Source organism: Nonomuraea sp. WAC 01424, from assembly GCF_003947315.1.
Taxonomy (GTDB): Bacteria; Actinomycetota; Actinomycetes; order Streptosporangiales; family Streptosporangiaceae; genus Nonomuraea; species Nonomuraea spiralis.
In genome coordinates this window covers 1-22,692 of record NZ_QHHZ01000030.1, presented here as the reverse complement: position 1 = coordinate 22,692, position 22,692 = coordinate 1, and the positions used below count along the sequence as shown (strand labels likewise).

At 70.7% G+C, this 22,692-nt stretch carries 21 protein-coding genes; 6 read left to right on the top strand and 15 right to left on the bottom strand.

Annotation, left to right across the window (positions count from 1 at the left end; all coding sequences use genetic code 11):
- Positions 1 to 257 precede the first annotated feature (257 nt).
- The 6 genes from DMB42_RS50285 to DMB42_RS50260 form a co-directional block, all read right to left on the bottom strand.
- On the bottom strand, positions 258 to 1,163 hold the full coding sequence (locus tag DMB42_RS50285) for a D-isomer specific 2-hydroxyacid dehydrogenase family protein (protein WP_125648644.1): 906 nt from the start codon (positions 1,161 to 1,163) through the stop codon (positions 258 to 260).
- Complete coding sequence (locus DMB42_RS50280; RefSeq protein WP_125648641.1) at positions 1,160 to 1,897, bottom strand: FadR/GntR family transcriptional regulator; 738 nt, start codon at positions 1,895 to 1,897, stop codon at positions 1,160 to 1,162. The genes DMB42_RS50285 and DMB42_RS50280 overlap by 4 nt, the downstream gene beginning before the upstream one ends.
- Positions 1,894 to 2,514 (bottom strand): bifunctional 4-hydroxy-2-oxoglutarate aldolase/2-dehydro-3-deoxy-phosphogluconate aldolase, encoded by a 621-nt coding sequence (locus DMB42_RS50275; protein ID WP_125648638.1) that lies wholly within the window; start codon positions 2,512 to 2,514, stop codon positions 1,894 to 1,896. The genes DMB42_RS50280 and DMB42_RS50275 overlap by 4 nt, the downstream gene beginning before the upstream one ends.
- A 458-nt stretch (positions 2,515 to 2,972) precedes the next feature.
- Positions 2,973 to 3,887: a sugar kinase gene (locus tag DMB42_RS50270; protein WP_125648635.1), complete on the bottom strand. Its 915-nt coding sequence runs from the start codon at positions 3,885 to 3,887 to the stop codon at positions 2,973 to 2,975.
- Positions 3,888 to 3,960: 73 nt separating this feature from the next.
- The gene (locus tag DMB42_RS50265) at positions 3,961 to 5,283 is read right to left on the bottom strand and encodes an MFS transporter (protein ID WP_125648633.1); all 1,323 of its coding nucleotides are present in this window, start codon (positions 5,281 to 5,283) and stop codon (positions 3,961 to 3,963) included.
- 264 nt (positions 5,284 to 5,547) lie between these two features.
- Positions 5,548 to 6,153: a TetR/AcrR family transcriptional regulator gene (locus DMB42_RS50260; RefSeq protein WP_260478411.1), complete on the bottom strand. Its 606-nt coding sequence runs from the start codon at positions 6,151 to 6,153 to the stop codon at positions 5,548 to 5,550.
- Positions 6,154 to 6,303: 150 nt separating this feature from the next.
- Between DMB42_RS50260 and DMB42_RS50255 the strand changes: the two genes are divergently transcribed.
- On the top strand, positions 6,304 to 7,743 hold the full coding sequence (locus DMB42_RS50255) for a sorbosone dehydrogenase family protein (protein WP_221762728.1): 1,440 nt from the start codon (positions 6,304 to 6,306) through the stop codon (positions 7,741 to 7,743).
- A gap of 36 nt (positions 7,744 to 7,779) precedes the next feature.
- On the opposite strand, the gene DMB42_RS50250 is transcribed toward DMB42_RS50255, so the two are convergent.
- From DMB42_RS50250 to DMB42_RS50240, 3 genes are all read right to left on the bottom strand, one after another.
- Positions 7,780 to 8,271 carry a signal peptidase II gene (locus DMB42_RS50250; RefSeq protein WP_125648627.1) on the bottom strand — a complete coding sequence of 164 codons (492 nt, stop codon included), beginning with the start codon at positions 8,269 to 8,271 and terminating at the stop codon, positions 7,780 to 7,782.
- 103 nt (positions 8,272 to 8,374) lie between these two features.
- Positions 8,375 to 9,013 (bottom strand): response regulator transcription factor, encoded by a 639-nt coding sequence (locus tag DMB42_RS50245; protein ID WP_125648624.1) that lies wholly within the window; start codon positions 9,011 to 9,013, stop codon positions 8,375 to 8,377.
- A gap of 1 nt (position 9,014) precedes the next feature.
- Positions 9,015 to 10,142, bottom strand: a complete 1,128-nt coding sequence (locus DMB42_RS50240; RefSeq protein WP_185845294.1) for a sensor histidine kinase — start codon at positions 10,140 to 10,142, stop codon at positions 9,015 to 9,017.
- A 131-nt stretch (positions 10,143 to 10,273) separates the two neighbouring features.
- Between DMB42_RS50240 and DMB42_RS50235 the strand changes: the two genes are divergently transcribed.
- The 3 genes from DMB42_RS50235 to DMB42_RS50225 all read left to right on the top strand — a co-directional run bounded on the left by DMB42_RS50235 (position 10,274) and on the right by DMB42_RS50225 (position 12,868).
- Positions 10,274 to 11,107, top strand: a complete 834-nt coding sequence (locus tag DMB42_RS50235; RefSeq protein ID WP_125648618.1) for an ABC transporter ATP-binding protein — start codon at positions 10,274 to 10,276, stop codon at positions 11,105 to 11,107.
- Positions 11,104 to 11,835: an ABC transporter permease gene (locus DMB42_RS50230; RefSeq protein ID WP_125648615.1), complete on the top strand. Its 732-nt coding sequence runs from the start codon at positions 11,104 to 11,106 to the stop codon at positions 11,833 to 11,835. Before DMB42_RS50235 ends, DMB42_RS50230 begins: the two co-directional genes overlap by 4 nt.
- 640 nt (positions 11,836 to 12,475) lie before the next feature.
- The gene (locus DMB42_RS50225) at positions 12,476 to 12,868 is read left to right on the top strand and encodes a hypothetical protein (protein WP_125648612.1); all 393 of its coding nucleotides are present in this window, start codon (positions 12,476 to 12,478) and stop codon (positions 12,866 to 12,868) included.
- Positions 12,869 to 13,455: 587 nt separating this feature from the next.
- On the opposite strand, the gene DMB42_RS50220 is transcribed toward DMB42_RS50225, so the two are convergent.
- The 3 genes from DMB42_RS50220 to DMB42_RS50210 are packed head-to-tail and all read right to left on the bottom strand — an operon-like array spanning position 13,456 to position 16,866.
- Positions 13,456 to 14,337: a carbohydrate kinase family protein gene (locus DMB42_RS50220; protein ID WP_125648609.1), complete on the bottom strand. Its 882-nt coding sequence runs from the start codon at positions 14,335 to 14,337 to the stop codon at positions 13,456 to 13,458.
- Between the two features lie 37 nt (positions 14,338 to 14,374).
- A complete protein-coding gene (locus DMB42_RS50215) occupies positions 14,375 to 15,400 on the bottom strand; it encodes a LacI family DNA-binding transcriptional regulator (RefSeq protein ID WP_125648606.1) in 1,026 nt (341 codons plus the stop codon).
- Positions 15,397 to 16,866, bottom strand: a complete 1,470-nt coding sequence (locus tag DMB42_RS50210; RefSeq protein WP_260478406.1) for a glycoside hydrolase family 13 protein — start codon at positions 16,864 to 16,866, stop codon at positions 15,397 to 15,399. Before DMB42_RS50210 ends, DMB42_RS50215 begins: the two co-directional genes overlap by 4 nt.
- Before the next feature lie 230 nt (positions 16,867 to 17,096).
- On the opposite strand from DMB42_RS50210, the gene DMB42_RS50205 reads away from it, so the two are divergent.
- Both DMB42_RS50205 and DMB42_RS50200 read left to right on the top strand, forming a co-directional pair.
- Positions 17,097 to 18,380 carry an ABC transporter ATP-binding protein gene (locus DMB42_RS50205; protein ID WP_125648600.1) on the top strand — a complete coding sequence of 428 codons (1,284 nt, stop codon included), beginning with the start codon at positions 17,097 to 17,099 and terminating at the stop codon, positions 18,378 to 18,380.
- 188 nt (positions 18,381 to 18,568) lie between these two features.
- On the top strand, positions 18,569 to 19,192 hold the full coding sequence (locus tag DMB42_RS50200) for an FMN-dependent NADH-azoreductase (RefSeq protein WP_125648597.1): 624 nt from the start codon (positions 18,569 to 18,571) through the stop codon (positions 19,190 to 19,192).
- Here DMB42_RS50200 and DMB42_RS50195 read toward each other — a convergent pair.
- From DMB42_RS50195 to DMB42_RS50185, 3 genes are all read right to left on the bottom strand, one after another.
- The gene (locus DMB42_RS50195; protein ID WP_125648594.1) at positions 19,189 to 19,842 is read right to left on the bottom strand and encodes a Uma2 family endonuclease; all 654 of its coding nucleotides are present in this window, start codon (positions 19,840 to 19,842) and stop codon (positions 19,189 to 19,191) included. The genes DMB42_RS50200 and DMB42_RS50195 overlap by 4 nt on opposite strands.
- Positions 19,843 to 19,956: 114 nt before the next feature.
- Positions 19,957 to 21,132 (bottom strand): hypothetical protein, encoded by a 1,176-nt coding sequence (locus tag DMB42_RS50190; RefSeq protein ID WP_125648591.1) that lies wholly within the window; start codon positions 21,130 to 21,132, stop codon positions 19,957 to 19,959.
- Between the two features lie 131 nt (positions 21,133 to 21,263).
- Positions 21,264 to 22,538 (bottom strand): acyltransferase, encoded by a 1,275-nt coding sequence (locus DMB42_RS50185; protein ID WP_260478405.1) that lies wholly within the window; start codon positions 22,536 to 22,538, stop codon positions 21,264 to 21,266.
- Positions 22,539 to 22,692: the final 154 nt, after the last annotated feature.

Sequence of the window (22,692 nt, the reverse complement as noted above, 5' to 3'; positions counted from 1 at the left end):
ACCTCCCACCACCCGAGACTCCCCCCTCACCCATGCACCACCCCCATCCGTGCACCACCGCCCGGGGTCGAACGTCACCACCTATGCAGCATCGCCCCCGTGCTCCACCGCCGGGGCCGAATGTCACCACCCGTGCTACACCGCCACCCGTACTACACCGCCGAGGCCGAACCTCACCACCCGTCCACCACCGCCACGTGCTCCACGGCCACCCCCATCGCCGGGGCGAACGTCACCGCCATCGCCCGCCCCACCGATCAGAACCCCTGCTCCGGTGAGACCACACCTTCCAACGGGGCGCCATCGCCGAAGTGGCGTACGTTCGCGGCCACCCGTTCGGCCAGGCCACGCCAGTAGGACGACGGCGGGTTCGCGGTGTGCGGGGTGATCAGGACGTTGTCCATGTGCCACAGCGGATGCCCCGGCGGCAGCGGCTCAGGATCGGTGACGTCCAGCGCCGCACCACCGATCCGGCCCGTACGCAAGGCAGCCACCAGGTCGTCGGTGACGACAAGCGCACCTCGGGCGATGTTGACCAGCCAGGCGTCCGTACGCATCAGGTCGAACTCGTGGGCGCCCATCATGCCCCTGGTACTCGGCGTGGTGGCCGCCGCGAGGACGACGTACGCGGCCTCCGGCAGCGCCTCCCGATACCGGGCACGCGGAAGGATGCGCTGCGCACCGGGCGCCCGGCCGCTGTCGGTGACCGCGACCACCTGACAGCCGAACGGCTCCAGCATCCTGATGAGCGCCCGGCCGATGCCCCCGCTGCCGATGATCGCGACCGTCGAGCCGGCGAACTCCCTCGACGCGTTCCGCCCCCACTCCCTGGCCCTCGCCAGCTGCGGCAGGTTGCGGGCCGCAGCCAGCATGAGCGCCAGCGCGTGCTCGGCGACGGGTACGCCGTAGGAGCCGGTTGCGGCGGTGAAGACCGGCTCGTCGGTGATCACCCCGGCCTCGGCGTACCGCTCGACGCCCGCCGCGGGCAACTGCACCCAGCGGATGCCGTCGTGGATCATGGATCGCAGCTCCTCGGGGCCGCCGCGCCCGTAGTAGACGATCGCCTCGGCCTCCTCCAGGGGCACGACGCTGCCGCCCGATCGCCGTACGGCGTCGATCAGCACGGGCACCGGTTCGGGCCCGACGTGGACGGCGACGCTCATCGGGGAACCTCCGTGACGCGGACCCGGCTGTCTTCCAGGATCTGCTCGACCTCGGCACGGGCGCGTCCGACGATGTCCGCGGCGGCCTGCGCGGCTTCGTCCGGGCGCCCTGCGGCGACCGCCTCGGCGATCTCGTGATGGCGTCCGATGGCAGTGGTCTCCAGGCGTTCGGGCAGGAGCAGCAGCTCCCGCCTGGCTTCGAGCAGCACCTCGGTCACCTCGGCGAGCTGCGCGAACATGCCGTTGCCCGACGCGGTCAGCAACACCCGGTGGAAGGCGGCGTCGGCCGTGACGTAGGCCCGGTGGTCACCTGCCCGCGCCGCGGTGTCCATGGCACGGGCGTGGGCGGCCAGCTCGTCCCGGACACGGGGATCCTGCCTGGCCGCGGCCAGCGCGGCGGCGGCGGGCTCGACGGCGGCGCGCAGCTCGGCCAGCTCACGCAGCTGGGCCTCACGTCCGGGCGAGGCCAGCCGCCAGCGGATCACCTGGGGATCATAAAGATTCCAGGCGCTCATCGGCCGTACGGTGACGCCGACACGAGGGCGGCTGGTGACCACCCGCTTCGACTCCAGCACGCGGACGGCCTCGCGCGCGACGGTCCTGGACACCCCGTACCGCTCCTGGACGTCCTCCAGGCGCAGCACCTGGCCGGCCCGGATCTCCCCCGCCGCGAGCGACCTGCCGACCGCGTCGACGACCTGCCCGTGCAGGCCCCGCAGCGCCTCCACGCTCATCGGGCCCGCGCCAGCCCGGCCAACAACGCGGCCACCCGTTCACCCGCGGCACGTGGCCCGCCCGAGGTCAGCGCGGAGCCCATGCCGCAGGCCACGGCACCGGCCGCGATCCACTCGGGCGCGTCCTCGACGCTCACGCCGCCGGTGGGGATCGCCGGCGCCTGCGGCAGCGCCGCCCGCACGTCCCGCAGCCAGGACGGTGACACGGCCGAGGCCGGGAAGATCTTGACCGCGTCCGCACCCTCCTCCAGGGCTCGTACGATCTCGGTCGGAGTGGCCACGCCGGGGAAGACCGGCACGCCGTAACGGTGTCCGGCGCGGATCACCTCGGGGTGCAGGCTGGGCGAGACCAGGAAGCGGGCGCCAGCCTCCACGGCGGCCCTGGCGGCGGCCGCGTCGAGCACCGTCCCGGCGCCGACCAGGGCGTCGGGCCGCTGCTCGGTGAGCCTGGCCACGGCGCTGAGGGCGCGGGGCGTGGTGAGCGCGACCTCGACGGCGTGCAGCCCGGCGTCCAGCACGACCTCGGCCGCCGCCAGCGCCGCCGGGGGCGCGGCTGCCCTGACGATGCCGAACACACGCTGCTGCGTGACGGCCTGGACGATCTCCCAGCGGTACATGACTTCCTTTCTGCGGTCTTGTCTCATCACCGAACGGCTTCGCCTCGGATTCACCCGCGAACGGGCCCGCCAGCGGCGGCGAACCGTCTCCGCATGCCTCTCCGAACGGACCTCCTCAACCGGGCCGGCCGACTCGCCGACGAACCATCTTCCCCATGCATCCACTTCCAACGGGCCGCTTTCATCGGGTATGCAGGCTTATCGTTGGCTCGTCTTCCACGTGCGCACTCTTCGATCCGACGGCCTCCGCCGAGCTCTTCGCTCCTCGCCGGCCCGCCTTCGACGCGCTCGCTCATCAAGGCAAAGGCAGCCGACATGGGCAGACTCACTCCGCGTGACAAACCGCCTCCAGCGGGCTCGCGTTTCGTCGTGGACCGACTTCGACAGATTCGTGGTTACCGGCGACCGTCTGCGGCGGTTTCGCTCATGGCGGCATGACATCTCTGGCTGATGGCCCGCTATCGATGGACTGTCTCGGTGGGCTCGGTGAAGGCGGCCAGCGCGCGGTCCAGGCCCGCCCGGTCCGGCAGCCCGTCGGTGTCGGCCGCGCACTGGACGACGAGCGCCGCCACGCCAGCCCCCTCACGCAGGCACACCTCGTACGGCTCACCCCGCAACATCCCCGACAGGAACCCGGCGGCGAACCCGTCCCCCGCCCCCACGGGATCGGTCACCGGCACCGGGAACGCCTCCTGTCGCAATCCCGCGCATGTGGCCGACTTGTCGCGGTGCTTGACCACGGTCAGCCCGGGAAGCGCAGCGGGGTCCACCTGGAGCAGGTCAAGCTCGTCCTCCCCGGCCAGCACCACATCCGCCCTGGCCAGCAGCGGCACGACCCGCTCGCGCCACGCCCCGGGCGTGCCCAGCTTGAGGCGGACGTTCGGGTCGATGGAGACCAGCGCCCCGGCCTGTCCGGCCAGCTCCAGCAGTCGCAAGGTCGCTTGATGCGCGGAATCGGACAACATCGGGGTGATCCCCGTCACGTGGACGATCTTCGCACCGCTCACCATCTCAGGCGCTACCTCGTCGGGGGTCAGTCTCGAGGCGGCCGATCCCGCACGGTGATACTGCACGTCGATGGCCCGGAAGGGGTGACTGTCACGAACCAGCAGCCCCGTCGGCGCATCCGGGTCGACGACGGCGTGCCGGGTGTCGACGCCTTCGGCCCGGAGCATGGACAGGACCGCCCTGCCCGCGGGGTCGGCCCCCACTCGGCCCAGCCAGCGCACGTCGTGGCCGAGCCTGGCCAGGCCGGCGGCCACGTTCGACTCCGCGCCGGCGATCGAGCGGCGAAAGACGGTGGCCCGCTCCAGCGGGATGCCGGGTTCGGCCAGCATCAGCAGCATCGCCTCACCGCACACCACGACGCTCACGGCTTACCCATCTCCTGTCGTTCAGACCGGCTCAATGGTGCTATCAAATCATGAAAGACACGAGAAATGGCGATCAGGTCGTCTTGTAGGCGGAATGCAGCGAAATATCGATCTTGGAGCGGTCCGGCAGGGCGAGCGTGGCCACGAACCCGACCACCGCTGCGCCGACCATGAAGATCGCGATGGCCTGCCAGCCGTAGTCGTGCAGCAGCCACGTCGCGATCAACGGCGCCGGACCGCCGGCGATGATCGAGGCGAGCTGATACCCGAGGCCCGCACCGCCGTACCGGAGCGGGGTCGGGAAGCTCTCGGCGATGAGCGAGGCCTGCGGGCCGTACTCCATGGCGTGCTGGATCTGAGTGATCATGATCGTGAGGAAGACCACGAGCACGATGCCGGTGTTGAGCAGGGCGAAGTACGGGAACGCCACCACCGCCAGCAGCGCGGCGCCGACCGCGTAGACGAGCCTGCGCCCGACGCGGTCGCTGAGGTGCCCGAAGAACGGGATCGCGACGAGCTCCACCGCCGCCGCGCACGTCACGGCTGACAGCGCGACCGTCCGGGGCAGGCCGAGCTGCTGGGTGACGTACGTGATCGCGAACGTCGTGTAGAGATAGAACGGCATCTGCTCCGACACCCGCAGCAACGCGCTGAGCACCACTTCCTTCGGGTGCTTGCGCAGCACCTCGACGACCGGGAGCCGCGCCACCTGCCGCCGTTCCAGCACCCGCGCGAACATCGGGGTCTCCAGCACCTTCAGCCGCACCCACAGCCCGACCGCCACCAGCACCAGACTGGCCAGGAACGGCACCCGCCAGCCCCAGTCCTTGAACGTGTCGCCGGTCGTGGCGGCCAGCAGCGACATCGCGCCGGTGCCGAGGATCAGCCCGATGGGCACGCCCACCTGCGGCCAGCTCGCCATCAGCCCGCGCCGGCGCTGGTCGCCCCACTCCATCGAAAGCAACACCGACCCGCTCCACTCGCCGCCCACCGCGATGCCCTGCAGGATGCGCAGGACCACCAGGATGATCGGCGCGGCGATGCCGATGCTCTCCGTGCCCGGCAGCACGCCGATGAGCGCGCTGGCCACGCCCATCGTCAGCAGGGTGACGATAAGCGTCGCCTTCCTGCCGATGCGGTCGCCCCAGTGACCGAAGATCGCCGCACCCACCGGCCGGGCCGCGAATCCCACGGCGTTGGTCGCGAAGGCCGCCAGCGTCCCCGCGTACGGCGTGGACTTCGGGAAGAAGACCTCGGCGAAGACCACGGCGGCGGCGGTGTTGTAGAGGAAGAAGTCGTACCACTCGATGGCGGTGCCGACCACGCTGGCCGTCGCCGCCTTGCGCACCTGGGCCTTGTGCTCGGCGGTCGTTAATCCGCTGCTGCTCTCGGTCACGCTGCACCTCGAAGGCGTTCCTGGGCGGCGTCCGCGCCAACGGGTGCCTTACCCCGCGCCCGCGCCCCGAACCACCTGGCGTGTCCCACCCCGACGGGAACCCCCCGGCCATCGCCATGCCCCCTTCCGCCCCCTGACTCCGCCCGGCTGGACGCGGAGCCGAGCAGAACTCTAACACCCGTTAACCCGCGCGGAGCCACCGGAGTGATATCCGAGAGCGCAGGGACGGTCACGCTCCGCGACGAGCCGGGGCTTCGCAGACGGTCAGGCAGTAGGGTCGTCACCCTGGTTCGGTTCTGGCAATCCGGCGAGCACCGCGTCCAGCGCGAACTTGAAGTGTTCGACCTGGTCGGCCTGCAGCCGAGCGGCCTCGACCGCGTGGAAGTGCGGATACCTGTCGGCGGGAAGCTCGGTCCAGTCCCTGGCCGCGGCCTCGTGCAGGACGAGGTGCCCGACGCACACGCGCAGCACCGCCCCCTTCACGTGATCGGCCCGGTCAGGGGGGAATCCCGCCTCCAGCAGGATTCCGAAGATGGCCTCCTGGAGGCTCATCACCGGCGCGCGCCGCGCATAGGTGGTGATGGACCAGACCGAGGCCCGGGGGTGCTCCAGCGACTGACTGACCATGGAGATCATGAGCCCGCGGAGCTGTTCCTTCCATCCACCTTCACGGGGAGCCTGCGAGACGATCTTGCTGCACACCTCGTCGACGATGGCTTCGAGCAGGGACTCGCGTCCGTCGAAGTAGTGGTAGATCGCCGTCGCCGTCACATCGAGACGTTTGGCCAGCTTACGCATGCTGATTCCGTGGGCGCCGTCCTTCTCGAGGACCTCCAGCCCGGCTTCCAGGATCTTGTGACGGGTGAGCACCAACGTTGACCTCGCGCTTAACACATGTTAGAAATCTAACGGCCGTTAACTCGGGACAGCTTATCCGAGAGGAGAGCGATTCTTGGCTGCCCTTCTCGCGTGCCATCCACTCATCCGACAATCGTCAACCGTTCACGGGGAGACCAGCCGGTGTCTACGACCTCCGATCTGACCGCGCCCGCGACCACGCCGCGCCGCGCAGGCCCCCGGATCCTGCTCCGGGCTTTGCTCGTGCTCCTGCTCCTGGTGGCCCTCGCGGCGGCCGGCGCCGTCTACGCCGTGAACCGGGGCGGCGCTCCGCAGACTGCCACACAGCTGGGCGCAGAACCCCAGCTCGGGGAGCGTGAGACGTTCCCCATTCCCAAGGTCAACGCCCCCGACGTCGTCGGCTGGCCCTCCGGCAGGGCGCCGACCGGGCCCGACGGGTTCGCGGTCACCCGGTTCGCCGGCGAGCTGGAGCATCCGCGCTGGCTCTACGAGCTGCCCAACGGCGACGTGCTCGTGGCCGAGTCGGCCACCCTGCCCAAGGATCCCGGGTCCCCGATCATGCAGTTGTTCTACTGGCTGCGCCGCAACGACGGCTCGACCACCGAACGCAGCGCCAACCGGATCACGCTGCTGCGCGACACCGACGGTGACGGCGTGGCCGACTTCCGCAGCGTGTTCCTGGAGAACCTCAACCAGCCGTTCGGAATGGCCTTGCTGGCCGCGTCACCGCCGTACGCGCTGAGCCCGTCGGCCGCGAACGGCACCGAGGCGGCCTTCTACGTCGCCGGCACGGACGGCGTCTGGCGTTTTCCGTACAAGCTGGGCGAAACCCGCGTCACCGGCACTGGGAAGAAGATCCTCGACCTGCCGGCCGGCGGCTACAACAACCACTGGACCCGCAACCTCTTCGCCTCCGCGGACGGCACCAAGCTCTACGTCACGGTCGGCTCGTCCAGCAACGTGGGCGAGTACGGAATGGAGGCAGAGCGACGACGAGCCGCCGTCCTGGAGATCAACCCCGACGGCAGCGGAGAACGCACCCTGGCCTCCGGCCTCAGAAACCCCAACGGTCTGGGCATCGAACCCCACTCCAAGACGCTCTGGACAGTCGTCAACGAACGCGACCTCCTGGGCGACGACGCCTCCCCCGACTACCTCACGCGCGTACGCCCCGGCGACTTCTACGGCTGGCCCTGGAGTTATTGGGGGCGCCACGTCGACGACCGGGTCCAGCCGCAGCGCCCCGACCTGGTGGCCCGTGCCCTGCGGCCCGACTACGCCCTGGGCGCCCACACGGCTCCTCTCGGCCTGGCCTTCGCCGAGAGCCCCGCGTTCCCCGAGCGCTACCGCGGAGGAGCCTTCATCACCGAACACGGCTCATGGAACCGGGGCGATCCTGTGGGCTACAAGGTGGTCTACGTGCCCTTCAAGGACGGCATGCCCAGCGGCAAGCCCCAGGACTTCCTCACCGGCTTCAAGCCCGCCCCGGACGAGAGCACCACGTACGGCCGGCCGGTAGGCGTGATCACGGGCAAGAACGGCCGTTTATTGGTCGCCGACGACGCCGGGAACACGATCTGGCACGTCGCCCCTCGACCATGACGACGCCGCTCAGGGAAGCCGGGCACCCCACACCGGTCAGGCAGGGTTCTCCGCTGAGGCAGGGCGTCCCTCGTCGGGGGTGTCTCCGAGAGGGATGCCGCGGATGCTGAGCAGGAACAGGACGGCACACCCGCCGGTGAGGGCGATGTCGGCGACGTTGCCGACGAACAGCCCGCCGTAGTCGATGAAGTCCACCACATGCCCCTGGGCGAAGGCGGGCGGACGGAAGAGGCGGTCGAGCAGATGGGAGGTGGCCCCGCCGAGCAGCGCGCCCAGCACGACGGCCCAGACCGCCGAGCGCAGCCGACGCGCGGCGTAGAGGATGCCGGCGACCGCCGCGGCCGCCGCCAGGGTGAACACCCAGGTCACACCCTCGCCCATCGAGAACGCGGCACCGGGGTTCAGCAGCAGCCGCAGTTGGAGCAGCCGCGGGATCACGGTGATCTCCGTGCCGTCGGAGAGCGCCGAGACCGCCCAGAACTTCGACGCCTGATCCACGAGGAGGACCACTATGGCCAGCGCGAACATGCGCCCAAAGGGCCGCGCTCTTCGACTCGTGGCCTGCGGGCCGCGTTCGTCCGACACTCTTCCCTCACAATCAATGGCTTTTGTCTTGAAATCTAGCGGGACTTCACAGCAATCCGGCATCGCGCACCTTCATGGCGACGAGAACCCGGTTGTCCGTGCCCAGTTTGGCGAAGATGCGGGTGATGTTCGCCTTGACGGTGGCCACGCTCACGTAGAGGCGTTCGGCGATCTCGGCGTTCGAGCTGCCGCGGGCCAGCTCGATCGCGACCTCGCGCTCGCGTTCGGTGAGGCGGGCCAGGTCCCGTCGCGCGTCCGGGTCGTGCCCGCCGGTGGCCGCAGCGATTACCTGGTGTGTGACGCTCGGCGAGAGCACCGGCTCGCCGTTCGCGACGGCGCGCACCGCCTCGATCATCTTCGCCGGGGGCGTGTCCTTGAGCAGGAACCCGCCGGCGCCCAGCCGCAGCGCGCGCAGCACCATGTCGTCGGCGTCGAAGGTGGTGAGCACCAGCACCCGTGGCGGGTCCGGCCTGGACAGCAGCAGCTCCGTGGTCACCAGCCCGTCCTGGACGGGCATCCTGATGTCCATCAGCACCACATCCGGGCGCAGCTCGCGAATCACCCGCATGGCCTCACGCCCGTCCCCGGCCTCGCCGACGAGGTCCAGGTCGGGTTCGCCGCCGAGGATGAGCCGCAGGCCGGTGCGTACCATCGGGTCGTCGTCCACGATCACGACGCGGATCATGTCAGGCCTCCCACGGCAGGCGGGCGTCGAGCACGAAGCGCCCGTCATGAAGCCCGTGACTGATCGCGCCGCCGGCCATCCAGGTGCGTTCGGCCAGGCCGGCCAGGCCCAGCCGGCCGCCCGGGCCCGGCGACGTCCCGTAGGGGGCGGGGTTGCTCACCCGGATGCGCAGCCCGTCGCCCGGCCGTCCGGTGAGTTCGGCCGTCACGCGCGTGCCGGGCGCGTGCTTGCGCGCGTTGGTCAGCGCCTCTTGCACGATGCGGTACGCGTGCCGTCCCGTCCGTGCGGGCAGTCGTTCGCGTCCGTCGATGGTGTCGTCCACCTCTACGCGCTGCCCGGCGGCGCGTACCTCCTCGAACAGCGCGTCCAGGTGGGCGAGGGTCGGCTGGGGCGGCTCGGTGCCGTCGCCGTCATGGCGGAGCGTGCCCAGCACGGCGCGCAGTTCGGTGAGCGACTGGTGCGCGTTCTCCTGGATCGCGAGCGCGACCTCCCGCGTCTCCTCGGCCGGCAGGTCCCTGCGGTGGGCCAGCCCGCCGGCGAGCATCGCCAGCAGCGAGATCCGATGGGCCAGCACGTCGTGCATCTCCTGGGCGATCTTCAGGCGTTCGCCCAGCCTGGCCTGCCGTACCCGCTGACGCTGCTCGGCCAGTTCGGCGGCCCGGCGGGCGGCGGCCAGCTCGCGGCGCCCGCGCACGTACAGCGCGAAGGCGGTCAGCGCGCCGATGGCGAGGGCGGTGACGGCGCCGTACAGGACCATGTACGCCACCGTGCCCTGCCAGCGGGAGTACACCACCTGGCTCAGCCAGAACACGACCGCGACCGGTGCCACCTGCCGCCATCGTCCGCGTACACACAGGGACGCGTACGCGACCGCGGCGACCCCCACGGCGGCGAGCGAGACCGCGGTCAGCCCAGCGGTGACCAGCGCGAGCTGCCACGGCAGGCGGTGCCGCAACCGCAGGAGGGGCAGCGCGAGCACCCCGATGCCCAGGTCGATCAGCAGCGGCGTCGGCGGCGGGTCGGTACGCGCGATCAGCAGCAGGCCACTGAGCAGCACCGGCACGGCGGCGACCAGGTAACGCAGCGCGGGCCCCGCCCTGTCCGGTGGATGCTCGATGAGGTCATGCACGGCTCCCACCTTAGGGAATCGCACAAAGGCGACCATATCGACCAGGGTCGACAGCCTTGTAGACCTGGGTCGCCATCGGTGTGGCCGCCGATCCGATGCCGGGCCGCCCAGGTGACCGATGGACTTGACCCGTGATCGAATTCAGCCATCTCACCAAGGTCTACAAAGACGTGAAGGCGCTCGATGACGTGTCCTTCACCGTTGCTGCCGGGAGCGTCACCGGGTTCCTCGGCCCCAACGGGGCGGGCAAGTCGACGGCGCTGCGCGTCCTGGCAGGGCTGTCGCGGCCGACGTCGGGTTCGGCCACCGTGCTGGGCCGGCCCTACGCCGAGCTGGACCGCCCGGCGTTCCGCGTCGGCACGCTGCTCGACGCCACCGCCCAGCATCCCGGCCGCACCGGGCGCGAGGTCCTGACACTCGGCGCGATCATGCTCGGCCTGCCCAGGTCGCGCGTCGCCGAGGTGCTCGACCTGGTCGGCCTGACCGGCAAGGAGAGCAAGCGGGTCGTCGGCCGGTACTCGCTGGGGATGCGGCAGCGGCTCGGCATCGGCCATGCGCTGCTCGGACGTCCCGAGGTGCTCGTGCTCGACGAGCCCGCCAACGGGCTCGATCCCCAGGGCATCCAGTGGCTGCGCGGCCTGCTGCGTGAGCTGGCCGGGGCGGGGTGCGCGGTGCTGCTCAGCTCCCACCTGCTGCACGAGGTGGAACTGGTCGCCGACCACATCGTGGTGATCGGCCACGGCCAGGTGCTGGCCCAGGGCACGATCGCCGAGCTCGCCCGGCACGGAAGCCTGGAACAGACCTTCCTGACCCTGACCACCGCCGCGGACCGAGCTCACACCACGGGCACCGCCGCACGCCGAGGTCTCGCCACGGACAGTGCTGGAGGCAGTGGGCAGGCGACGGCCGCTGCCACGCGGAGTGGGCGGGCGACGGCCGGCTCCGCGGATGGGGGGCGGGGATGAGTGCCGTTCCCTTTCGCAGGGTGCTGATCGTGGAGTCGCGCAAGCTCGTCGACACGCGGAGTGGGCGGGCCATCGCCGCGATCATGCTCACGTTGTCCGTCGTGGCGATCGCGGGGCGCGCCACGGCTGCGGAGCCGCACCTGAGCCTCCTGGCGGGCACGGCCGGGCTCGGGTACGGAACCTTGCTGCCCGTGCTCGCGATCCTCACGATGACCGGCGAGTGGAGTCAGCGTACGGCGTTGACCACGTTCGCGCTGGAGCCTCGGCGTGGTCGCGTACTGGTGGCCAAGTGCCTTCCGCCGCTGGTCGTGGCCTTGGCAGCGCCGCTGGTCGCGCTGCTGGTGGCGCTTCCCGTGACGGCGGTGGCGAGTGCGGTCCGCGACGTTCCTGCCGTTTGGGAGGTCTCGCCGGGAGCCGTTCTGGGGCTGGCCGTCACGACGGCGCTCACCGCGGCGGAGGGGCTGGGCATGGGCATGTTGCTGCTGAACGCTCCGGCCGCGATCGTGATCTGCCTGTCGAACTCGGTGGTGTGGAGCGCCGTCGCACAACTCGGGGACACGGGGGCGACTGCGGCCGGATGGCTCGACCTGAACCACACCACCGATCCGCTGCTGAACGGGCAGCTCACCGGAGGTGACGCCGCCCGGCTTGCGGTGTCGGCGACGGTGTGGATCGTCGCTCCTCTGGTGGCGGGGAGCATCCGGGTGATCCGCAAGGAGGTGAGCTGACCGCTCGCTGCATGGGTTGAGGCAAAGAAGGGGCCTTTGCCCGAGTCTGTACAGGTGTTCGGAGACGCTGTCACGCCAAGCGGTCGCCCCAGGGCCGTACCCGAGGCCGCGCCGAGCCGCACAGGGCCATGCCCGGCCTGGGCATGAGCTTGGGTCCCGGCTTGGGCTTGGGCTTGGGCTGAGGGACGGGGGCCTGGGGCGCGGGCCTGGGCGTGAACCGGTGTCATGCCGTGGCCGCAGGCGGGCCCGTGCTGGAGCTGTGCCTCGACCGGCGTGGAGGCCGTTGCCGGTGCCGACCCCAGCCAGTGCCGCAAGCTAAGCCGACACTCAAGCCGGGTCCGTGCTTTACGGGTCCGTGCTCTAGCTGAGTACCCAAGCTGTGTCGGCGCCCGAGCCGGGCCAGTGCCCAAGCGGAGTAGTGCTCATGACGGGCCGGTGTCCAGGGGGCGGGGCTGCACGGGTGGTGGGTGGCTGAGTGCTGTGGTTCTGGGCTGTGGGTGCTGGGCTGGGGCTTCTGGGCTCAGGGTGGTGTGCGTTCGTGCGTGGGGCGGGGCTCGGCGCGGGGTGGAACGATTTGGAACGCCTTCCAGGTGGCGCCGGCGAGGTGTCGGTTCCGGTTCGCACGATGGAAGGAATGCTTATGTCAGAACGTCGATCAGGTGCTGGGCGGCGCCGTGCGGCGGCTCTTGTGCTGGCCGCTGCCGGGGCGATGGGGCTGGTCGTCGCCGGTCAAGGGGTACCTGCTCAGGCCGCGGGCTCGGCGGTGGGGGTCAAGTGCGGGTTCGCCGTTCATGACCTGACGTTCACGACCGCGGCGCCCGCACGGGTGATCGCCCAGGGCGAGTGTGTCCCCGAGACCGAGGATCACCAGCTGTTCGTCAAGATCTTCCGTAACGGCACGCAGGTCTTCAGCGGGGGCAACGGCGTCGGGATCGTCACGGCCATCTACACCTGCCATGGCAGCACGTCGAGCGCCTTCAGGGCAGTGTGGAGCACCGGCCAGGTGGACGAGGCCACGTTCCCCTGCGGCTGACGACCGCCGGCCCCCAGGCACAGGCCGTAACACCCATCGCCTAGGGCCCGGCGCACAGGCTGGCCGTTCGACCACGTCCCAGGATGTGGGCCACGTCTCGGGTTATGGACCTCGAACCAGGTTGTGGGCGGACCGCGAGTCGGTGTTCGCCATCCGGCCCGAGTTTCAACACGCGGCCCCGCCTTCGCCACAGGGCCTGACGTTCAAGGCCGGGGCCGACGTCCAAGGCCGCGCCCGACGTTCAAGGCTGGGCCCGACGTTCAAGGCTGGGCCCGACGTTCAAGGCTGGGCCCGACGTTCAAGGCTGGGGCCCGTGTTCGGTACAGGCCCCGGCTCAAGGTTCGGCCCGAGCTCCGGTGCCCGGCCGGGCGTTCGGCGCAGGACCCGAGCTACGGTGCACGGCCAAGCGCGACACAAGGATCGGACAGTGGCATATGGCCCGAGCTTCGGCGTGCAGGTCCGGGCTTCGGCCTCTGGCCCCACCAAAGCGCGGGGACGGAGGCGGCCCCCGGCCCCCACCTCTCCCGTGGCGAGCAGATGGCCGGTGTCGTTCGGTGAACCGCGGCCCACCCCGTACGGCCAGACGCTCACCAAGGCTGCCCGGATGCCCGGGTGAGGAGGAGGTCTTCTGGGATGGGGGATTCGTGGGTGCCCTCGACCGTGCAGGCGTGGGCACCGGCGATGGCGCCCAGTCTGACGCGTTCGGGCAGCGGGTATCCGTTCAAGGTGCCGTACAGGAAGCCGGAGACGAAGGCGTCGCCCGCGCCGTTGCTGTCGGCCACCGCCCCGGGCAGAGGTACGGCGGGAAAGGCCTGTACGGCCGGCGAGTCGCGGGTCAGGACGAGGCAGCCGTCCGCGCCCCGGGTGCAGACGACCGTGTGGGCACGCCCCCTGTCCAGGATGCCGCGCATCGTGGCAGCCGGGTCCGGCAGGGCGGTGGCCGAGAGGAAGACCAGGTCGGAGCGGTAGGCGAAGTCCTTCTGGTAGTCGGCGACGCCGTCCCAGTCGTGCAGGTCGGTGGAGATGGGTACGCCGTCGAGGTCCGGGTAGACGTGGCGGCAGAAGTCCATGATCGAGATGTGGACGTGCCTGGCGCGCAGGCCGGCGTACAGCTCACGGGGCAGGCGCTCCCCCGGGGTGACCTTGGGGTCGTGGAGGGACGTACGGCGCCCGTCGGGCCCGACGAGCAGGACGCTGCGCCGCGTGCCCGCCTCGGCCGTCCCCCACCTGCAGTCGACATCGCGCAGCGCGTGCCTGATCAGCGCGCCCTGCGGGTCGTCGCCGATGAGGTCGGCGAACGCCACGTCGAGGCCCAGCGCACGGCAGCCGAGGGCGACCCCGGCTCCCGTGTTGCCGATGCGGTCGACGACGGGAGGCACGTGGTAGGTGTCCCGGTACGGCAGCGGCAACGTCGGCACGTACACCGTGGTGTCCACCCCGGCGCCGCCGAGGACCAGCACGTCGCGCATCAACGTTCGATCAACCCTTCGAGGACGAACCGGCGGATCAGCGGTTCACCAGCGGCCCGGAGCCCGTGGAGCCGCGGACGACGAGCTCCGGCTGGAAGATCAGCTCGACGTGCTTGGCCGGCGCGCCGTTGATCTCCTCCAGCAGCGTCTGCACGGCGGCGGACGCCATCGCCCCGATCGGCTTGCGCACGGTGGTCAGCGGCGGGTCGGTGAACGCGATCAGCGGCGAGTCGTCGAACCCGACCACCGACACGTCGCCCGGCACCGCCAGCCCCTTCTGCCGGCACGCCCGGATCGCGCCCAGCGCCATGAGGTCGCTCGCGCACACGATGCCCGTGCACCCGCGGGCGAGGAGCTGCGCGGCGGCCGCCTGCCCGCCCTCGACCGAGAACAGCGAGTGGGAGATCAGGTCATCCACGTCGGTGGCGCCGAGCAGGTGGGCCATGGCCTGCTTGTAACCCTCGATCTTCCTGATCACCGGGACGAACCTGCGCGGCCCGAGCGCGAGCCCGACGCGTTCATGGCCGAGGTCGACCAGGTGCTGCACGGCCAGCCGGGCCGCGAGGCGGTCGTCGGGCGAGATGAAGGGCGCGTCGATGTGCTCGCTGTAGCCGTCGACCAGCACGATCGGCAGGCCGCGGTCGGTCAGGCGGGTGTAGCGGTCCATCCGGGCGGTGGTGTCGGCGTGCAGGCCGGAGACGAAGACGATACCGCTCACGCCACGGTCGACCAGCAGCTCGGTGAACTCGTCCTCGGGCGCGCCGCCGGGGAGCTGGGTGCACAACACGGGCGTGTAGCCGTGCTGGGTCAGCGCCTTCTCGATGGCCTGCGCGAACGCGGGGAAGATCGGGTTGTCCAGCTCGGGCGTCACCAGCCCGATGAGCCCGTTGCTGCGCTGCCGGAGCCGGGGCGGCCGCTCGTAGCCCATGAGGTCGAGGGCCGCCATCACCGCCTGGCGGGTGCCGGCCGAGACCCCGGGTTTGCCGTTGAGCACCCGGCTGACCGTGGCCTCACTCACCCCGGCCTGGGCGGCGATGTCGGCTAGGCGAGCGTGACCGTTCATGGAACACACTTTACTTTCCACCACGCGGCCGAATCGGCTGCTCCGGGGACATCCGAGGCGAGCAGCGGCTCTCCCTCGACGCCGAAGTCGACGGGCGCGCCGGTCAGGTTGACGGTGCACAGCACGTCGCCGCGGGAGAAGACCAGCGTGCCCTCGGGCGAGTCGTGCCAGACCAGGTCGCCTTCCAGGGTGCGGCGCAGGCGCAGCGCGGCGCGGTAGAGCTCCAGGGTCGAGCCCGTGGCGCCGTCCTGGGCCTGGACGCTGAGGTCGGCCCAGCTCGCCGGGATCGGCAACCACGGGTCGCGCCAGCCGAGCTCGCGGGTCCAGGGCAGCGGCACGCGGCAGCCGTCGCGCCCGCTGTCGGGGTCGCGCAGCCGCTGCGGGTCCTGGCACACCTCATCCGGCAGGTCGAGCACCTCGGGAAGGCCCAGCTCCTCGCCCTGGTAGACGTAGGCCGAGCCGGGGAGCGCGAGCGTCAGCAGCGCGGCGGCGCGGGCTCTGGCCAGGCTGCCGTAGCGGGTGACGTGCCGCTTGACGTCGTGGTTCGACAACACCCAGGTGGTGGGCGCGCCCACCGACCCGGCTGTGGCGAGCGAGGAGTCGATCACCTCGCGCAGCGCGGCGGCGTCCCACGGAGTGAACAGGTAGTGGAAGTTGAAGGCCTGGTGGAGCTCGTCGGGCCGTACGTACATGGCCAGGCGTTCGGCGGTGGGCGCCCACGCCTCGGCCACGCCGATGCGCTCGCCGGGGTAGGAGTCGAGCACGCGCCGCCACGCCCGGTGGATCTCGTGCACGCCGTCGTTGTCGAAGTACGGCACCGGCTCCCGGCCGATCATCCTGGTCTGGTTCGGATGGCCGATGTCGGGCAGGTCGCGCGGTTTGACCATGCCGTGCGCCACGTCGACGCGGAAGCCGTCCACGCCCAGGTCGAGCCAGAACCGCAGGATCGACTCGAACTCGCCGTGCACCTCGTGGTCGTCCCAGTTGAGGTCCGGCTGGGCGGGGTCGAACAGGTGCAGGTACCACTGCCCGTCCTCGACCTGGGTCCAGGCGGGGCCGCCGAAGATGGACTCCCAGTCGTTGGGCTGGTCGCGGAAGATGTAACGATCGCGTCGCTCGCCGCGCAGCGCGGCCTGGAACCACGCGTGCGCCGAGGAGGTGTGGTTCGGTACGACGTCCACGATGACGCGCAGGCCATGGCCGTGCGCCTCGTCGATGAGCGCCTTGGCGTCGGCCAGGGAGCCGAACAGCGGGTCGACGTCCCGGTAGTCGGCCACGTCGTAGCCGAAGTCGGCCATCGGAGAGGTGTAGAAGGGCGTCAGCCAGACGGCGTCCACCCCGAGCTCCACCAAGTACGGCAGGCGATCGCGGACGCCGATCAGGTCGCCTACGCCGTCGCCGTTGCCGTCGGCGAAGCTGCGCACGTAGACCTGGTAGATCACGGCGTCACGCCACCACTTGTTCATGGATTTCCCCCCGAGTTCCCGCACCATGAAAGCCCTTGCCGCAAGTTTACGCAAGCCCTTCCATGCACCTCGTATCCGGATTTCTGGGTATTCGGCCGCCTAAAACCCCCGGCCGAAACACCTGCGGGAGAGATTCTTTATGTCAAGGGTGGACATGCGGCGTTAAGGCGCGATGTACTACCTCATCAATCAGCCTCGTCACAGGTGACACGCGTGCAAGGTGTGGGCCCATGAGCTCGGTCGTTCTCGACAAAGTGACCAAGGTGTATCCGGGCGACTACCTGGCAGTCGACCGGCTGAGCCTTCAGGCCGAGGATGGCGAGTTCCTCGTCCTCCTCGGGCCTTCCGGTTGCGGCAAGTCCACGTTGTTGCGGATGATCGCCGGCCTGGAGGAGATCACCGAAGGTGATCTCTGGCTGGACGGCCAGCTCGCCAACCACCTGCCACCGCGCGACCGCGACGTGGCCATGGTGTTCCAGAACGGTGCGCTCTACCCGCACCGGACCGTACGCGGGAACATCGCCTTCCCCCTGGAGATCGCCAAGTCGGACCCGGCGATGGTGCGCGACCGCGTCACCGAGCTGTCCAAGGTGCTGCACATCGACGAGACGCTCGACCGCCGCCCCGGCACACTGTCGGGCGGCCAGCGGCAGCGCGTGGCGATGGGCCGGGCGATCGTCCGGCAGCCGAAGCTCTTCCTCATGGACGAGCCGCTGTCGAACCTCGACGCCGGCATGCGCACCGAACTCCGCATGGAGATCAGCGCCCTGGTCAGGTCACTCGGGGTGACCACGATCTACGTCACGCACGACCAGGTCGAGGCGCTCACCCTGGCCGACCGGATCGCGATCTTGAATCGCGGCGTCCTTCAGGACGTCGGCACTCCGGCCCAGATTTACAACGATCCAGCGACGGCGTTCGTGGCGGCCTTCCTCAACTCTCAGCAGTTGAACCTGTTGGCGGCCGGTGTCAGAACGCCGCAGAACCAGTATGTCATGCTCGACTTCGGCCCGCACCGGCTCACGATGCCCTGGAGCGATCCCAGGGCGTACGCGATCTCTCAGCACACGGGCGGGCAGGTGCTGGTCGGCATGCGTCCGGACGGGCTGGCGCCGGTGCCGGAGTCGTACGAGGGGCCGTCGTTCTACGGGCGGGTACGGGCGCTGGAGTACCACGGGCACGAGTGGCTGGCCTACCTGGAGTGCGGCATGCCGGCCGTACCGGTGCCCGAGCCGCCGGACCCGCGCGCCCGCATGAACGGCGAGCGCAACGGCGCAGGCGGACTGACCGGGATGGTGCGCCGCCTCTTCTCCCAGCGGAACGAGGAGCGGGAGGAGCAGGAGCAGGTCGGCCAGAACGTGGGCAGCGGCTTCCACCGCCGCTCCGACCTGATCGTCCGGCTGGGGAGCCGGCCGATGTGGCGCGCGGGCGACGCCGCGAAGGTCGCGGTGGACCTCTCCCGCCTCATGATCTTCACCCTGGACGGCACCCGCATCGATCCGCCCCGCCGCTGACGTATTGACTGAACCCCGCCGTGCGCCACAATCCGCGCCCGGCGGCACAGTCGCCGACCTCACCATCGCCCCGGAGTCCCGCACGCCCCACCGCGCCCCACCGCACCCTCGCGCGACCTTGACCAAGTGGACCGCAGTCCGTATCGTTGGCAACGTCAAACGGACCACAGTCCAGAAAGGCTCGCGCCATGTCCAGGTTGCTGCACATCTCCGCCTCTCCCCGCGGCACGGAATCCATCTCGACCGCCATCGCCGAGACGTTCGTCGAGGAGTACGTCGCCACCCACCCCACCCACACCGTCGACAGGTTCGACCTCTGGGACGGCACCCTGCCCGAGTTCGGCCCCGCCGCCGCCCGCGCCAAGATGACGGTGTTCGGCGGCGGAACGCCCGAGGGCGAGGAGGCCGAAGCGTGGGCCGCGGCCATCAGGACGTTCGAGCGGTTCGACTCCTACGACCGCTACCTGTTCAGCGTGCCCATGTGGAACGCGAGCGTGCCGTACAAGCTCAAGCAGTTCGTCGACGTCGTCAGCCAGCCGGCGATGATCTTCGACGTGCACCCGGAGACGGGCTACCGGCCCCTGCTGACCGGCAAGCGCGCCGCCGTCGTCTACACCAGCGCGGTGTGGGGGCCGGGTCTCGGCCCGGAGTTCGGCAGCGACTTCCAGTCGACCTTCTTCAACGACTGGCTGCGCTGGACGGGCATCGGCGACGTCCAGGAGATCCGCCACCACCCCACGCTCACCGGCTCGTACGACACCGAGCGCAAGCAGGCCGACGAAGACGCCCGCCGCGTCGCCCGCACCTTCTAGGACACTCGGCGGCGCCCAGCCAGGACCGCCGGATCGAAGGCCACAGGGAAGGGCTCGGCGATCTCCAGCAGGTCTCCCGCCTTGGCCTCGGCCACCAGTTCGTAGCCCTGCCTGCCGAGATTGAAGACCTCGACACGCGGCGTGTCGTCGCCCAGGAGCTCGACCCGCATGAAGACCGGAATGCCGCTGGCAGCGTATTTGGGCGGCTTGATGTCGTAGTCGCGCCGGTGACTGCCCCTGCCCGGGCTGACGATCTCGACGACGCAGAACACGTCGATCGCCTCCAGTTTGACGGCTCCGGCCAGCATCGCTTCGGCATGGCCGACCACGATGTCAGGGATCAGGCCGTCCTCACCCACCTGGAGGTTGCCCGTCTCGACGACTTCACAGTCTTCGGGACACGCGTCGTCAAGGATGCGGACCAGGCGCTTGGCCGCGATCGCATGGTCGTAGCCGGGCATGGGACTCACCACGAAACTCCCGTCGATCAACTCGATCCGCTCCCCGGTGACAGGCAGCTTCAACCAGTCCTCGACGGTGTAGTCATCCAGGTTGGACGGCAACGGCACCAGCCTCGCACGCTGGGGAGGCGGATGCTCGACCAACCAGCCGTCATCGGGCAACGCAGTCATCGCCTCATCGCCTTCCATGGGTCCGAGTCTCGCACGCACGACACAGCGAGCCAAGTGTAGCCGGGCGAGCACGTCGAGTGACGAGAGCACATTACCGTGTCTTTACCCGCGCCGCCCCGCCAAGCAGGTCGTCTAGGGAGTCAGGCTCCAGCGGGGGCCGTCCGGGGTGTCCTCCACGAGGACGCCGCCGCGCGCCATCGCCGCCCGTAACGCGTCCGCCGTCTCGTACCGTCCAGATCCGCGCAGTTCGGCGCGCAGGTCGAGGAGCGGTTCGACCAGGGGGCGCAGGGGGGCGGTGGCGGCGGCCTCGCCCAGCCGGGCGATCAGCAGCCGCATCAGCTCCCGGGCCTGGTCGACCCCGCCGGAGTCCTCCTCGGTGTCGGCCGCCCACTTGACGATCTCGGCTTCCAGGCCGAGCACGAGCTGCGCCGCCGCCACCAGGTCCGGCCCGGCCACGGCGGCCTTGAACAGCTCCTCGCACGACCGGATCGTCTCCTCCAGCGTGACCGCGTCCTCCGGGGGCCCGGCCACGTCCGGCGGCGGCGGGACGGCTCCGGGCGTCCCGCCCTCGGCCAGGTCGCGGACCGCGGCCAGGGAGGTACGGGTGCCCGCGGGCAGGACGGTCACCGAGCCCGGACGCCGTACGGTCAGGCCGCCGCGCCCCGCCACGCGCACCTCCTCGGACTCCAGGTCGACGATCAGCGCGGTGTGCTCGTCGAGCCCCAGGACGGCGGTGTCCGGCGGCAGCTCCCGCTCCATCCGGGCCAACCGCCGCTCGCCCAGGTAGCAGTAGCGGGTGTCGTGGGTGCCGCCCTCGGCGTTGTCGTAGTGCGGGATCAGCACGGCCCGCAGGCCCAGCGTCTCCAGCAGGTCGACGCCCTCGCGCCAGTGGGGTTCGGCGCCGACCTTGTAGATCTCGTACACGGGCACGGTGGCCAGGCCCGCGGTGCAGGCGGCGGCCGAGGCGAGCACCGTCACCCCCTGCCGGGAACGTACGCGGGCGCGCAGGTCGCCGGCCACGCCCGAGGCGGCCCACCGGTCCAGCGCGTACGTGGGGCTGCCGGGCCCTGAGAACACCCAGTCGGCTCCCGTGACGCCGGTGGCCACCTCGACCTCCAGGCCGACGCTGCGGGCGAAGTAGCGGCGGGCACGGGCGGAGATGTCGGCGGCGTTCTCCTGGAAGGCGTAGGGGGTGTCGAGCAGCACGGCGTGGGCTCCGGGACGCAGTCCGCGCGCGACCGCCCGGTGGACCTCGACCATGGTCGGGCTCGTCTCCCCCGACCCCATGAGCACCAGCGCACCCGGCATGACCTCGGCCCTTCTCTCACTCGCCGGCGACCGCGGCGGTCCCGGCTCAGCGGGGTCCGTGCCGATGACCCGCACACCATCTTGCGCTTCACGAGCTGGCGATACGAGCCCGATGACCAGATCGTGCAGACCTACGCGCTGTGCCCCGATCCGTCGCCCGTGCTGGAGACCGCCCCGGCCAGGCCGCCATCGAGGACCCCGTCGTGTCCGGCGCCCTGGGCGCCCACTCCCGCGCCGCGCCGGGACAGGCGCCGGCCGAGCGTCTGCATCGGGCGTTCGACGTAGTGGTAGGCGAGGGCGCTGATCCCGAGGATCAGCACCAGGGCCAGCGCGGCCATCACGAGCTGGTACGGCAGCGGCGACCACCGCAGGTCGCCCGTGACCTCCACGAAGTACTTCAGCAGCGGATGGTGCACCAGGTAGAGCGAGTAACTGATCAGCCCCAGCCAGGTGAGCACGGCGGGCAGCCGCCGCCCGCGCAACGCCATCGCGCCCGCGAACGTCGCCGCCGCCAGCGCGATCGTGGTCAGCCACACGTCGGGCTCGACCCACCACCAGCCGCTCTCGATCGCCCAGAGGGGAGCCACGGCCACCAGCGCCGCGGTCACCGCGACCGGCCACAGCCCGCCGCGCCCGCGCTCCCACCGGTGGATCGCCGTGCCCGCGAACATCACCGCGACCACGGCCGCGCCCAGCCACGGCACCCGGCTGCTGAGCAGCAGCAGCGCCAGCGCCATCAGGCCGAGCACGCACGCGGCGGTCCTGCGGAACCAGCCGCCGACCACGCAGGCCAGCCCGGCCGCGAACACCGCGCACGACACGTACGCGAGCCATCCGCCGCGCAGCACCGCGCCCGACACCACCAGCCCGACCACGACGGACGCCCCGGCGAACAACACGGAGACCAGCCCGCTGCGCTCGTGCGCCTTGATCATGAACAGCGCGGTGGCCAGGAGGTAGAACACCATCTCGTACGACAGCGTCCACATCGTGTCGGCCACACCGCCCACGCTCACGACGTCGAGCAGCATGGTCGCGTGCGCCGCGACCGCGCTCCCGTCGCGCGGCACGCCCTCGCGCACCGGCACCCACCAGGACGCGGCCAGGACCAGCGCGATCACGGCCAGGTAGAGCGGGTAGAGGCGGAAGAAGCGGCTGGTCCAAAAGGCCCGCACGTCGCCGTGGCGTTCCAGGGAGGTCGGGATGATGTACCCGCTGACCAGGAAGAACACCAGGATGCCGTAGACGCCGAGGCTGAACCAGAAGGGCCGCAGCGCGGGCAGGAACCACGGCAGCAGGTGCTCGGCCACCACCGCGAGCGCGCCGATGCCGCGCAGCGCGTCGAGCCAGGCGAGCCTGGAGGGCGCGCCGGGCATGGTCGTCTCGGGGGTCGCGGCGGTCGGCACCCGGCCCAACTTACCCGCAGCGGGCTAGATCGCTGATGTGAATATGGGTCAGTGGTCGTAGGCAGCCAGGGACCGTTTCACGGGTGCGCCGGTGTTCCAGTTGTGCCAGATCGCGGCGTTGAGCGCGAGGATGCGTTGGCTGATGCGTGCCCAG

Bases quoted from the DNA above. Each gene is read 5' to 3' on its own strand.
- DMB42_RS50285 (WP_125648644.1), bottom strand. From the start codon at position 1,163: ATGAGCGTCGCCGTCCACGTCGGGCCCGAACCGGTGCCCGTGCTGATC.
- DMB42_RS50280 (WP_125648641.1), bottom strand. From the start codon at position 1,897: ATGAGCGTGGAGGCGCTGCGGGGCCTGCACGGGCAGGTCGTCGACGCG.
- DMB42_RS50275 (WP_125648638.1), bottom strand. From the start codon at position 2,514: ATGTACCGCTGGGAGATCGTCCAGGCCGTCACGCAGCAGCGTGTGTTC.
- DMB42_RS50250 (WP_125648627.1), bottom strand. From the start codon at position 8,271: ATGTTCGCGCTGGCCATAGTGGTCCTCCTCGTGGATCAGGCGTCGAAG.
- DMB42_RS50245 (WP_125648624.1), bottom strand. From the start codon at position 9,013: ATGATCCGCGTCGTGATCGTGGACGACGACCCGATGGTACGCACCGGC.
- DMB42_RS50230 (WP_125648615.1), top strand. From the start codon at position 11,104: ATGAGTGCCGTTCCCTTTCGCAGGGTGCTGATCGTGGAGTCGCGCAAG.
- DMB42_RS50225 (WP_125648612.1), top strand. From the start codon at position 12,476: ATGTCAGAACGTCGATCAGGTGCTGGGCGGCGCCGTGCGGCGGCTCTT.
- DMB42_RS50220 (WP_125648609.1), bottom strand. From the start codon at position 14,337: ATGCGCGACGTGCTGGTCCTCGGCGGCGCCGGGGTGGACACCACGGTG.
- DMB42_RS50215 (WP_125648606.1), bottom strand. From the start codon at position 15,400: ATGAACGGTCACGCTCGCCTAGCCGACATCGCCGCCCAGGCCGGGGTG.
- DMB42_RS50210 (WP_260478406.1), bottom strand. From the start codon at position 16,866: ATGAACAAGTGGTGGCGTGACGCCGTGATCTACCAGGTCTACGTGCGC.
- DMB42_RS50205 (WP_125648600.1), top strand. From the start codon at position 17,097: ATGAGCTCGGTCGTTCTCGACAAAGTGACCAAGGTGTATCCGGGCGAC.
- DMB42_RS50200 (WP_125648597.1), top strand. From the start codon at position 18,569: ATGTCCAGGTTGCTGCACATCTCCGCCTCTCCCCGCGGCACGGAATCC.
- DMB42_RS50195 (WP_125648594.1), bottom strand. From the start codon at position 19,842: ATGGAAGGCGATGAGGCGATGACTGCGTTGCCCGATGACGGCTGGTTG.
- DMB42_RS50190 (WP_125648591.1), bottom strand. From the start codon at position 21,132: ATGCCGGGTGCGCTGGTGCTCATGGGGTCGGGGGAGACGAGCCCGACC.